Here is a 13,429-nt window from a genome sequence, read left to right as displayed (position 1 = left end):
GTACCAGCGTAATTGCTTGGTACAGCTAGGTGGCATGCGTCCGCGAATCGGTTCCAGAACTTCTGCAAAAAATCAGATGCTCAATTCCTTGATGCGGCGGTAGAGCGTACGACGTGGGATATCGAGCTCCAGGCTGGCCGCGTCGATGCAATTGCAGTGGCGCTTGAGCGCTTGCTGAATCAAGGCCTTTTCGATCGCCCGCAGCTGAAACTTGAGCCCGCACGCCAGGTGCTCTTCGGTCTGCGAGTCCGCCCCCAGCAAGGGAAAGCCCAACACATGGCGCTTTGCAGCGGCCTTGAGCTCGCGGATATTGCCGGGCCAGCGATGCCCCGTCAGTACCTGCTGAAGCAACGGACATACATCGGGAATCGGGACGCTCAGTTCTTTGGCCGACGCCGCCACAAACCGGGTGAACAGCGGCAGGATACGCTCGGGCTGATCGCGCAGCGGCGGCAGTTTGAGGGTCAGCACGTTCAGGCGAAAGTACAGGTCGCGCCGAAACTTGCCTTCTTCGACGGCGTCGTCCAGACAGGCCTGGGCCGAGGCAATCACACAGATATCCAGGTTGATCGTGGAGGTCGAACCCAGACGCTCCAGTGCACGGGTTTCAAGCACCCTCAGCAGCTTGGCCTGCAGGGCGAGCGGCATGCTATCGATCTCATCCAGGTACAAGGTTCCGCCCTGCGCCGCCTCGATGTAGCCCATTCGGGAGCGGTCGGCGCCGGTATAGGCCCCACTCACCACTCCGAACAGCTCGCTCTCGGCGAGCGATTCCGGAATGGCTGCGCAGTTCATCGGGACGAAACGACCCTGGCGCCCGGACATGTTGTGAATGCGCCGGGCAATGGTGTCTTTACCGGTACCGGTCTCGCCCGACAGCAGGACATCAATGCCGAGCTGCGAAATACTTTCGGCGACGATCCCCAGATTGGGTACGCGCTCCGCATCCAGGTGATCGTCAAACTCATCGTCGAGATTCATTTCATGACTCCAATGGCATCAGCGTTGCGCGAGCGCAGCAGCGATTCAGGACTCGGCTACCAGGTCGATATGCGAAGCAACACCCAGCTCTTTCATGCGGTGGTAGAGGGTGCGCCGGGGCAGTTCGAGCTCCTCGAGCACAGCGTCGAAATTGTGCCGATGTCGCTTCAAGGCATCCTGAATGAGCATTTTCTCGATGACGCGCATCTGCATGCGCAGCCCTGTTACCGGGTCACGCGCTTCGACCGGCTCAGCGCCCAGCAACGGCAACCCCAGGACAAATCGCTTGGCAGCCGACTTCAGTTCGCGCACGTTGCCGGGCCAGTCATGGCTCAACAGGATCTGTACACGTCGATTGTCGAGCGTTGGAACGGAGCGGCCGGATTCTGCGGCGACGTCCTGGGTGAACTGGTCGAACAATGGCAAAATCTGCTCGCGACGCTTGCGCAAGGCTGGCAACTGCAGTGTCAGCACATTGAGCCTGAAAAACAGGTCACGACGAAAAAGTCCTTGTTCCACCAGTTCATCCAGCGGACGCTGGGCCGAAGCAATCACTCGCAGATCCAGGGGTATGAAGTCGGTCGAGCCTAGCCGCTCGACGCCCCTGCTTTCCAGCACCCGCAAGAGCTTGGCCTGAAGGCTCAACGGCATGCTGTCGATTTCATCCAGATAGAGGGTGCCGCCGTTGGAGGCTTCGATGTAGCCCTCGCGAGCCCGGCACACGCCGGTGAACGCACCATTGACCACGCCGAACAACTGGCTCTCTGCCAACGATTCGGGGATGGCAGCACAGTTCATGCCGACAAAGGGCCCGGTCCTGCTCGACAGCTCGTGAATCCGGCTGGCCAGGGTATCTTTGCCGGTGCCGGTTTCCCCGCAAAGAAGCAAGTCCATATCCAGTAGCGCGCTGTTCATTGCAATTTGATGACCAGCCGATAATGCAGTTACGTTCCAACACGTTCGAACGTCGTTATCAATGTCTGTGCTCATCGATCACTCTCATAGCGGGAGGAAGGCGGGATATTAATACCACGTCTTACAAGGCACACATATAGCCATTTAGTTCCCCAGCGACTGTGAAAAATTTCACAAACTCGAGAATCACTATCAAGTAGCGACAGCGCCTTAAGATCCAATCGGTATAGCGCAAGCGCTTTGAAATGACCCTATTAATATATCCTTATTCCAAAATTATCATAGACTTACGCTGGCTAATCGTCGCTGCAGCCCCCGTGGCTGCACGGGAATCCAGCCGTATGCCCGATCATGGGTCATAATGAAATCGAAAAATTTGTAACTTGCCAATCGCAGAAAAAACAGATAGCCACTCCGCGAACCTGCTGGTGAACTTAATAGGCGCCGCAGCACCTTAATTATTCACGGCACTATATTTTTCCAAAACAGGAGAGCCAGCAACACGAACTGACTGTATTAACTTTCATGACACTCACAACTAATGCACTCAAACAAAAAGCCTTTACAAGTTTAACTTATTTCACACGTCAGAATAGGGAGTACCGGTGGCCAGACAGTACTCGACCACTGGGCTGATATAAACAAGAGCTCAGTCGGATTTCCGAACGAGGTCGCATCTCTGGCTTGGTTGGATCCTGAAGTGTCCCAGTTTTTGGGGGCATCTCGCGATAGCTTTTTGCCACCCTCGCATTCGGCAAACCGAACGCGTCACCTTTTGAGAATGTGGATGTGCAGGTTTTGAAAATGGCTAATTAGCTGAAAGGATTCACTGTAGGACAATCTGGCAATCCATGCTTATAGCGCTGTGAAGGCCTACCACCATAAGCAGTGCTGATACCTCATCATCACTGAGATTGTTTCAAAAAATGTGTAAGTATTTCCTTACAATTCTTTACAAAGTTTGCGTGAGCCATTGAGAAACATATTTGGTAAAGCTTGGTCCGCCCCCCTTTTTACGCCCCTATAAAGGCAAAAAAAGGAGCAGAATTTTTCATTCGCAGGTTTCGGGCACGCGCTGGTAACGCGAAAAAGCACTAAAAAAGGGCAATTTTCAGGTGCTTTAAGCGATCAGGAGAAAAAAATCGAGAGGTTATTGGCGTGGATCGCTTGCGTACACCACGACACGAGGACCGTTCGGCAGCTCACGCGGCTCATCGCGGTACGCGATCTCGTCGCGCTTGCGTGGCGACGAACGGTCATCAATGTACAGCCTCTTTTGTATACGACGGTCCAGCAGCGAACGCTCGCTTGTCGCCTGCGGTGGCGCCTGACGCGCTGGCTGGATGGATTCGGACACAGTCACCTGTTCGGCAGCCTGAACGGGTTGCGCTGGGCCGGGCAAAGGCTCCTGCCTGGCAATCTGGACGACTTTCGGTTGCGGTTCACGTCTGACCGGTTGTACCGACTCCGGTGCAGGCTCGCGCTCAAGCACTTGCCTCAGGCCTGCCGTCTGCTCGCGCCCTGCTGCTTGCAACGGTCCAGGCACCGGAGCGCGCTCGGCCACCTGTGACGCTGGCTGAGGCTCGATCACACGCTTTCCGGGGCTTGCCGGGATCACAGCGGTTGTCGGCGACTCTCCGGTGATCCGCTCGATACCTGCCGTCAAGACCTGCGTGTGAGTCTTGGGAATCAGCAAACGTCCCGGCCCATCCGGGGTCTTTTTTCGCAGGAATGCCGGGTTGAGGCGCAACAACTGCGCCTCATCTACGCCGGTTGTGGCGGCGAGCTGAGTCAGGTCTACCGTGTGGTTGAGCTCAACCACATCGAAATACGGCATGTTGGCGACCGGCGTCAGTTGCACGCCGTAGGCGCCTGGATTGCGCACCACCAGCGAAAGTGCCAGCAGGCGCGGAACGTAGTCTTGGGTTTCCCGGGGTAAATTCAAATGCCAGTAGTCGACAGGCATGCCACGTCGACGGTTGGCGTCGATCGCTCGTGCAACCGTGCCCTCGCCTGCGTTATAGGCCGCCAGTGCCAACAGCCAGTCGTTATTGAACTGATCATGCAGGCGAGTCAGATAGTCCATCGCCGCCTTGCTTGACGCGACGACATCGCGGCGGGCGTCGTAGGTAGCACTCTGGTTCAAGTTGAACTGGCGACCGGTAGACGGGATGAACTGCCAGAGGCCCGCTGCGGCCGCCGGGGAGTTGGCCAAGGGATTGTAAGAGCTCTCGATCATGGGCAGCAGCGCCAGCTCCAATGGCATGTTGCGCTCATCGAGACGTTCGACAATGAAGTGCAGGTAAGGCGTGGCGCGCTTGCTGGCCCCGGTCAGGAAGCCGCGATTGTTCAGCAGCCAGTCACGCTGGCGAGCGATACGTTCATTGACGCCCTGCCCGTCCACCAGCCGGCATCGCTGCGCCACCCGTTGCCAAACGTCTTCACCGTTGTAGACGGGCAAATCGGAAACAGTCGTTACAGCTCGAGGGTCGGCCTGCGCGTCGTCAGACCTGTGCCCCAGCCCGGCGACCAGTCGCGGCAAGCGGTCAAGGCGCGACTGTGAGTCATCGACTGACTGACAGCCCACGCACAGCGCCCCCAGGGCCAGAACGGCGATCTGTACCGAACGCGCCAGCAAGCGAGGAGACGAAACGTGGAGGGCAACGGCGGCCATGTGCGGAATGTCCTGAACGTGTCCCCCTACGTGGCACGCCCGCCTTTCCAGTTCCCTGCAAGGCATATTTCGCTTGCCTACACACGAACCTGAAACGTTTCAGCCAGCTGTTTTTCTTTGGAACCGGTGCCTTTCCCATGCCACACAGGAACTGAAGGACTTTTCAAAGGGTTACACAATCACCGTCGTCGGGCGGCAAAAGGAAAGGGAGATGCACCGTGCAGGTACCAACGGTCAACCGCAATACCGGAAACGTCATTGCGCCAGAAGCGACAGCAAGAGCCGACAACCCTTCAAATCTCCGGCAGCAAACCGAACAGCCGACCCAGCGCTCCTCACATTCGCTAGGGAATATGGGAAAACGGCTGCTGAAAAGTGTCGGCAAGGTGTTCCAGAAATCCAGGGCACCCCGGCAGTCGGCAGCAAAGCCGCCCAGTACACAACCCAACTCAAGCTCAGCGCCGCGCTCCAGTCGCGAGGCCAGCAGAAACACCGTTCGTGGCACTCGTTTGCCGGATAACCCGCCACCGCACAGCGATCATCTCCCCAAGTCCATTCTGCGCACCCGTACCAACAGGGCGAACGCTTCAGGAACGACGACGCATGAAATAGAAGAAGAATCGACGCGGACAGACACTGCCCCCCGTAACAATCGCCGTGTCACGTTCAATCTTCCGCAGGATCAGCTCACGCGCAGCGCTTCAGAGCAAATCTCCGCAGAGCCCATGACTGACGAAGAGGCCGTCGCCAGCGCTATGCGCGAACGCCGTAACCCCGGCAGCCGCCTGCAAGGCTCCGATGGTACACGCCAGTCAATGCAACCTGTCGACACGAACACGGCAAGCAGTTCCGGCACCAAAGCCGACGATCCTGACGGGCCGCTCGTGCTGCGAAACCCCGGGCTGGAACATGGCACCAGCGGGCGCTCCGAGCTCAGGAGTGAGCATCTGATACGCAATGCGCGACCACAGCCCACTGTCAGGCTGAGTGCCGACGGCAAGCCGGATTTCTCTTCGTTCAAGACGCCCGGCATGGCCGCGCTGCTGGACGACATACTCGCCAAGCCCGTACAAACCTATCTGGCGCAGCAGAGTGAGCAAGGCGCGCAGGGCCACCAACTGTTGCAAGCCAACGGGCATCTGCTGCATCTGGCGCAGGGCGACAGCTCGCTGGCCGTCATCCGCAGCAGTGAGCCAACACTGCCGGTACCGGGCGGAAAACCTCCGCCGGTGAACATGCAGCGTGAAGAAAACCACATTCATCTCGACACCCTTGACGGGCGGCGCAGCCAGGAGTTGCCGGGCAAGGCTCATATCGCTCACCTCACCGACGTCCATCAGACCACCAACGGCGACCGCCTGCGCGTGCACGAAGACCGGCTGTACCAGTTCGAACCGCTCAACGCTCGCTGGAAACCAGTGAATGAAATCGAGGACATCGCTTTCAACCGCCTGATAACCGGAGGCAACGGCTCGGTATACGCCAAAAGTGACGATGTGGTCGTCGATCTCTCCAGCCCGTTCATGCCGCATGCCGACTTCAAAGACCTGAAGTCATTTTCGGTCGCACCTGACGATAGCGCGGCACTGCTCAGTGGCTCGGATGTACAGACCGTCCTGCTGACCGACATGAGTCCGGTGATTGGTGGGCTGACCCCGAAAAAAACCAAAACCCTGGAACTCGACGGAGGTCAGGCACAGGCCGCCGAAGTCGCCCTGAGCAACGACAGGCTATTTATTGCAGACACGCAGGGCAGGCTTTACAGCACTGATCGCAGCGCCTTCGAAAGCAACGACCCGACGTTGCGCCTGATGCCCGAACGAGCCGGCTACAGGCTGGACGACCAACCAATGGGCGGCCACAACAGCGTCAGCGGATTCATCAGCGGCGATGACGGTCGCGTGCACGCACTGATCAGGAATCGTCAGGGCGAGGTGCACTCCCATGCGCTCGACGAGCAGGGTGCGAAACTGGAAAGCGGCTGGAACCTGACCAATGCGCTGGTCCTGGACAACACACGCGGACTGACGGTTATGCCGGCGCCCGTCGGTGCCGACCGCCTGCACCTCGACCGTGCAGGTCTGGTCGGTTTGAGCGCCGGTCGCATCCAGCGTTGGGACGCGACGCCGCAGTGCTGGAAAGACGCAGGCATCAAGGATGTCGATCGCTTGCAACGCGGAGCCGACAGCAACGCCTACGTGTTGAAAGGTGGCAAGTTGCTCAGGCTCGACGTGGCCCCTAAACACCCTAATGTCGCCTTCGACCACAATACGGCACTGGCCCAGATAGCGCGCTCGACCAAAGTGGCGATGGGCAAGGAAATCGCAGGGCTGGAGAATCGGGTCGTGACCGCTTTTGCCATGGTCAGCGACAAGCGCTTTGTCGCGCTCGATGATCAGAACAGGCTGACGGCCCATAGCAAGGACCACAAACCCATCGATCTGGATACGTCCGCAATTGACGGTGACATCACGGAACTGGCACTGGACGAAAAGCACAACCTTTACGCGCTGAGCAGCACCGGCAAGCTGTATTGCATGCCCCGAGAGGCATGGCAGGCAACCCGATTCGGAGGCCAGCTGGCGGCCAAATGGACGCCGCTCACAGCGCCTGACGGGCAACCGGTCAAAGCGCTGTACAGCAATGATGACAATCGCTTGAGCGTCCAGGTCGAGGACGCCGCCGGTCAAGGCCTCATGCAACTCAAAGAGGGGCAGTGGCAAGCGTTCGAACAGCGCCCCGTAGAAAAAAACGGCTTGAACGACGTTTACAACCGCATCACGCGCGCGCACAAGACCTGGCGGATTCCAGGCACCGGGTTGACAGCAAAGCTGGACATCAATGCATTCGGGCGCAGCGGCATGGAGAAAAGCAATCGACCCACCGCCAGCGAAGCCATTCGCGCCAACGTTTACAAGCACACGCTGGAACCGCCTCGCTGGATGAAGAACGTCGGCAACAACATCCAGCATCGCTATCATGGTCGCGAGGGCCTGAAGGAGCTCTACAAGAAAGAGCTGATCGCGTTCAAACAACTCGAACTGATTCATGAAGCCGGCGGCGCACCACCGACTCCGGGCAACGATCTGAAAGCGCGCATTGCGCGCCTGCAGCTTGGCCCTGAGGGCGCTGAGCTGGCAAAAGAACTCGAAGTCTTCCGCGACGAACTGGAAAAGCACGCCAGAACTGCGTTGGAGAACATTGGCAAGGACTACGGCAAGCTCAAAAACCTCAGGCAGAACGACGGTGTGCTCAACCAGCACAGCGCAGTGGCAAAGTCTTCAAAACGCACTCAGCTCGGCAAGAAGCTGGCTGAACTGGGGTCGATGCTCAACTTCAAAAGCTCCGGCCATGATTTCGTGAAAGAGCTGGATGACGCCCTGACGCAAGTCGCCCCATCCGCAGAAAATCCGACGGCCACAACGCTCAAGCGGCTGAAAGACAACGGAGTGAAGCTTTCTCACACCAAAACCGATATCGGTCTGGGCCAGCGCCGCGATGCCAACGAAGATCACGGGCTAAGCAAGGCCCGTCTGGCGCTGGATCTGGTCACCCTGAAAGACCTCGGTGCGCTGATCAGCAAGGTTGAGTTGCTGACACGCAGCAGCGACCTGCCCAGGCTGCAAGCGGAATTGACCTCGTTACGCGATGTGACCTATGGCGAGAACCCGGTCAAGCAGGTCACCGACATGGGCTTTACCGATAACGCAGCACTGGAAGGCGCGTATGACGCAGTCAAGGCGTTCTCGAACGCGCTCAAGAAATCCGACCACGCTGTCAGCGTCAATATGCGCGCGGCAACCGGCAGCCAGGATCAGTCCGAACTGGCCGACACGCTCAAGGCCATGCTCAAAAACCTGGAGCATGGCGACGATGAAATCGGCGTGCAACGCAGTTACGGGCTGAACCTCACCAGCCCGTTCGCCGTCCTTGCCGACAAGTCGACAGGCCCGTGGCCGACCGCCGGCGCTACCGGCAATCGCAACTACCTCTTCAGTGCCGAACGCTGCGAAGGTGGCGTGACCCTGTACCTGATGAGAGAAGCGGCCGGAAATATCAGCGGCGGCGTGGGCGGCGGCAAGGACTACTGGCCTGGCTTCTTCGACGACAACCACCCAGCCCGCAGCGTCGATATCGGCAACAACCGCAAGATGACCCCGAACTTCCGTCTTGGCGGAGACGTGACCGCAACCGCTGCCGCCAGCCAGCGTGCCGGGGTGATCTTCAATGTGGCGGACGACGAAATCGACGGGTTCGTCGACGATCTGTTCGAAGGCAAGCTCAACCCCTTGCAGCTGCTGAACAAGGTCAAGGACCACGAAACCTATGAAGCGCGGCGCTTCAATTTCGATATCACAACAGGCTTCAGCGCTGATATGCGCGTCGGCTTCGGTCTGTCGGAGGCCGACAGCGCGCCGCTCTCCGCAGTTGCGCGTCTGGGCGTGGCGGCGAATGTCACGGTCAACCTGCTGAGCTACACCGATTACTCACTGACACAGAAGAACGACAAGACAGAGCTGCGCGAAGGCGGCAAGAACCGGCCGCGTCTTTTCAACAGCCTGAACGTCGGCGGACAGGTACGCGGTCAGATCGGTGGCACGCATACCAACGCCACAGCGACACCCGCCTCCGCTGCCGGGCCGACGCCAGCGACGCAATCGGCAGCCAATAACCTGGGGGTCGCAGCGAACGTGACCATTGATGACAAAACCGTCAAACGGGTCAAGTTCCGCTTTAACGTAGCGACCCCGATGACCACCGAGAGCCTGGACAAACTATCGAAAAGTCTCGGTGCGGCCTTCAAGGATAAAGCCACGACCGCCCGCCTTGCAGACCTGAAGGATCCGCTGAACCCTCTTTACGCCGACATGAACCCTGAGCAGGCCATTCAGGCTCGACTTGACGGGCTCAAAGCGCTGTTTGCCGACAAGCCGTCGCAGAACGATACGCAATACAAGGCGCTTCGAGACCTGAAACGGGCGGTCGTGCAACACGAAGCGTCGGTCAACAATCACAGCGTGCTGGACAATGCCCGCTTCGAAACCAGCAAGACCAGCCTGTCCGGCCTGAGCAAGGAAAGCATACTCACCAGAATCATGGGTTCGATACGCGAAGCCAGTGCGCCAGGCAACGCGGCGAGGGTCGCCGAGTACATGCGTCAGGACCCGACGCTCAGCGCCATGGTCAAGCAGCTTGAAAACAGCCAGGGCACCCTCGCCCGGGTACGCCTTGAACCAAAAGACTCGCTGATCGACGAGATCGACGAAGGCAGCCGCAGGGGTACGCTGACGCAGACCGAACTCTCCGGCCTTCTGGAGAATCGCAATAACATGAGGATCAAAAGGCTGGTGGTGTTCCATGCCCCACCGCAGACCGAGAATTTCACGTCACCCACGCCACTGATCAGCTACAACAGCGGCGCATCGTTGAGCGTGAACAAGACCCTCGGGCGGATCAATTTCATCTATGGCGAAGACCAGGACAAACCCATCGGCTACACGTTCGACGGGGAGCTGTCGCGGCCCTCGGCGTCGCTGAAAGAGGCGGCAGGCGAGTTGAAACTGTCGGGCTTCGAAGTCAAAAGCTGATAGCTGAAACAACGCAAAAGCGCCGCATGGAAGCGACGCTTTTACGTGCAGCCCCGCCTGTTCAGGCGTGCAGAAATGCGCGGGCTTCGCGTGCCTGAGCAATAAAGCCACGTGTCACGTCACAAAAGGCTGGCTCATCGAGCGACACCAGCTCACGTTGCGCACACAAGCGTACATCGCCCTGATCGACGGCAAACCAGCAACCGTGCAAGCGGGCGACGTCGAAGTTCAGGCTCAACAAGTGCTGCAAATCGGCAGAGCGTTCAGGGCAGCGCCCGACACGGCAATGAAAGATGACCATCTCACTGTGCTCGGGCAACTCGATGACGGCGGCTTCGTTGTCCTGGCCGTCATACAGCGCGCATACCCCGTTCTGCCAGGTAAGCGAAGTGCCAAGCTGGGCACCCAGCGCAGTGATGAAACGGGAAAACTCATGTTGCGAGGTATTCATCGTCATAGTCCTTTAAGAAAAGCCTGAGCTGACCAGGCAGTGAGTGGCTGCCTGGCGTTGTCGGTTCCACAAAAAGGGGCCGCCAGGGACACAGCCCCCCGTGTATTTATCAGCCTCGACGGCCCTCCTCCATCGAACTCAGTTCGACATCGACGGGGTCAGCGTTGTCCGCAGGCAAAGGTGTCTCTGGCGCGTTGCGTGAATTGCGCAAGGCCGAAACACCTTTCGATACGCCGTCCTCCACCCCGCGGAGTGTATCCACTACCAATTGGGTCGGTAATTGCAACGCCCCTCTGCCCATGTGATAAGCGCTTTCAACGGCTCTGGGGACACCACCCAGGGTATCCGGCTGGAACGTATGCGGCAGTGAAGCTCTGTCCGGATGGCGAATAGTGTTCCAGGCGCTTTCAGTACGCGGCAGCATCGGCACTGCGCCACCCATGCCCGCCTCTTTCAAGGCCTTGGCCTCGGCCGTGACCGACTGGTTGGCATACAGGGTCGACAGGTAAGACACCGAACCGGTTGCCGCCAGCGCCATGTTGCGCAGGATATTCCTCGCGCTGAGGGTGCCGGATGCACCTTGGGGCTGGACGGCAACCGGTGGCAGCGCGCCATTCAGCGCTGCGCTCTGCACACCTGAAACAGCCTTGCTGTAGAACGCGGTGCGTACCGCCGGTTCGCGAAGGTCCAGGCCTTTGGCCAGGTCCTTGCCCAGGTCGGCATTGGCGCGGTCCGGGGTGAAGACCGGGATCTTGCGCCCGCGCGGATCGACATAGGTCGAGTTCAGCTGTGCAATGGTCTGGGTGGTGGCTGATATGGCCCCGGCGATCCCGGAGGTCACCGCTCTGGCCGACAGGGTCTGGCCATTGAGCAGATTGAAATCATTGAGCATCTGGCGTACCGCCTGCCCGCCACCAAAGGCGCCGTAGGGGATCATCTCACCCAGTGGATGGGTAGACGAAACCTGAACCTTTTTCTGATTCAAAACCGCTCGCTCGCTTTCGACGAAGGCTTTGTCCTCAGCGGCTTCCTCAGGCGTTTTTCTGACCAGTGCGCCGTTGTCGTTCTTCAACTCGAAAGGGTCGGGAATCACCGAGTCAGTATCAATCCCCTTGAGCGGCACCATATTCAGCCGCTCGTTGAGGCCGGCTTTCTGAAACCCGGCTTGAACCATAGGCTTCAACAGGTTGGTAACGCCCTCGTGAGCCACCCCGGCAGTCAGCCCTACGGCCAAGGCCCTCTTCATGCTCGCGTCGGCGCTTTTTTCGGGAACGGCATCTTTCATCGCGTCACCGGTGGCCGTGCGGATATACCCCAGGTGGAGCATGGACACCATAAACTGCGGCACCGCTGCCGCGACGATCGGACCGAACCCCTTCCAGCCGCCGACCGAGTTGCGATCAACGTTCAGCTTGTCGATCAGAGCATCCATTTGCGTGTGAGCGGCAACGGCATTTAGCCGCTTGGCTTCAGGCGATTTGCAGAAGTCGGCGTGCAGGTCGCTCAGCATCGCCCTGGCCGTTTCCAGCGCCTGCCGGTCCATCAGCAGACCCGGTCTGCTGTCCTCAGTGGCGCCCTCCAACTGGCTGTCCAGCGCGGCGATGCGTTCGTCCAGCACTGCAAGACTGTGGTTCAGCCCCGCTTCGATGGACTTACTCGCCCGACCGGCGTATTCGCCAAGCGCCGCCTGACTGACCGCCAGCGTGTTGCGGTCGCGCAGCCCTCCTGGGCCGAATGCATCAGCCGTCGCGTCATGCATGAGCTGGAAGTGTTCCAGCTGGTCTGCGAGCGACTGGGCAAAGCCCTTGATCAGTTGTTCGGTCTCGGCCTTGCCTGGCTCATGCCCTGGCTCAGCGAATCGTCCGAGCGCTTGCTGCAGGTCGGAGCCGTGAAACTGTTGCAACGCATAACGCTCAGGCGACAAACGGGCGGCCATGACCTCGAAGGGCAGTTTTTCAGACTGCAACAAACTACCGATCAGCAGCGCCGCGTTAGCGCTGATGGTCGGCGTGGAGGTGCCCTTTACGGTGGGCTGTTCGGCACGAAACTTCTCCAATGTCGGCAGATGTCGCGGCGCGACTGGCAGGCGAGCGGCACCGGCCGCCGAGCTTTCCGGCGCTTGTGCGGCTGACTGGCTGGCGGTCAGCGGCGGGTTGCTGCTCGGGCTTACCGCGTGTGGATGAGCCTGGGTGACAGCGGCAGACGGCTGCGGCTGGTTCGCCTGAACGATCTCGGTACTGCCTGATCCGCCGACTCGTATGCCAGTCATTGGAACCTCCCGGAGCTCGCAGGCGTATCACGCATGGTTGCCTTGGAAGCAGGCGTACTGACCGAGGCGCTCGCAGTACCCACCGGTCCCATGAAACCGTGCTCGCGCCACTCTCTGGCCAGGTCGGCAAAGGACTTCATCAGCAGCAGCACGCCCTCGGCTGTCGCTCGTTCAAGGCCTACCGATCCCATCAGCAGCACTCGGCCGGTCTGGGCATTCCAGGAGAAAGCCGGGCTGTGGGCACCCGCAAACATATGAAAGTTGATGTCCATCAACGCCAGCAAGGCGCTGTCACGATTGCGCGCGGGCAGCGCGCCCATATCCCCGTAGATCAGAATCGCACGCCCCTCGTCGCGGTCCTGATAGTGAAGGGTGAAGTCGACGTCGCTGATTTTGAAATTGGCTGACTCGTAAAAACGTTCGGGTTCGGAGATCAGGCTGAGCGTGCAAATCTCATTGATAAGTGTCTGATATTCATCATTTTTGTTCATTTAACAGCCTCTCGGTGCGCTGTGGGTCCACACCATTTTTTTGCTGGCGTGTGCGCACTG

Annotated in this window: 7 protein-coding genes; 1 reads left to right on the top strand and 6 read right to left on the bottom strand. The window is 59.1% G+C overall.

What is annotated here, in order from left to right:
* Positions 1-72: 72 nt before the first annotated feature.
* The 3 genes from hrpS to JOE39_RS25545 form a co-directional block, all read right to left on the bottom strand.
* Positions 73-981: a transcriptional regulator HrpS gene (gene hrpS, locus JOE39_RS25555; protein WP_004403063.1), complete on the bottom strand. Its 909-nt coding sequence runs from the start codon at positions 979-981 to the stop codon at positions 73-75.
* Positions 982-1,026: 45 nt separating this feature from the next.
* Positions 1,027-1,971 carry a transcriptional regulator HrpR gene (gene hrpR, locus JOE39_RS25550; protein WP_004418833.1) on the bottom strand — a complete coding sequence of 315 codons (945 nt, stop codon included), beginning with the start codon at positions 1,969-1,971 and terminating at the stop codon, positions 1,027-1,029.
* A gap of 1,075 nt (positions 1,972-3,046) precedes the next feature.
* Positions 3,047-4,570, bottom strand: a complete 1,524-nt coding sequence (locus JOE39_RS25545; RefSeq protein ID WP_004403059.1) for a transglycosylase — start codon at positions 4,568-4,570, stop codon at positions 3,047-3,049.
* 218 nt (positions 4,571-4,788) lie between these two features.
* Here JOE39_RS25545 and JOE39_RS25540 point away from each other — a divergent pair, with 218 nt between their 5' ends.
* Positions 4,789-10,158, top strand: a complete 5,370-nt coding sequence (locus JOE39_RS25540; RefSeq protein WP_122220540.1) for an AvrE-family type 3 secretion system effector — start codon at positions 4,789-4,791, stop codon at positions 10,156-10,158.
* Positions 10,159-10,219: 61 nt separating this feature from the next.
* Here the strand turns inward: JOE39_RS25540 and JOE39_RS25535 are convergent, their stop codons facing one another.
* From JOE39_RS25535 to JOE39_RS25525, 3 genes are all read right to left on the bottom strand, one after another.
* Positions 10,220-10,609: a type III secretion system chaperone gene (locus JOE39_RS25535; RefSeq protein ID WP_003314129.1), complete on the bottom strand. Its 390-nt coding sequence runs from the start codon at positions 10,607-10,609 to the stop codon at positions 10,220-10,222.
* A gap of 109 nt (positions 10,610-10,718) precedes the next feature.
* Complete coding sequence (locus tag JOE39_RS25530; RefSeq protein WP_032658662.1) at positions 10,719-12,878, bottom strand: hypothetical protein; 2,160 nt, start codon at positions 12,876-12,878, stop codon at positions 10,719-10,721.
* A complete protein-coding gene (locus JOE39_RS25525; RefSeq protein WP_004403055.1) occupies positions 12,875-13,369 on the bottom strand; it encodes a CesT family type III secretion system chaperone in 495 nt (164 codons plus the stop codon). Before JOE39_RS25525 ends, JOE39_RS25530 begins: the two co-directional genes overlap by 4 nt.
* Positions 13,370-13,429: the final 60 nt, after the last annotated feature.

The sequence above is a fragment of the Pseudomonas sp. PvP100 genome (genome assembly GCF_017833055.1).
Taxonomy (GTDB): Bacteria; Pseudomonadota; Gammaproteobacteria; order Pseudomonadales; family Pseudomonadaceae; genus Aquipseudomonas; species Aquipseudomonas syringae.
This window is presented reverse-complemented; position numbering and strand designations above follow the sequence as displayed.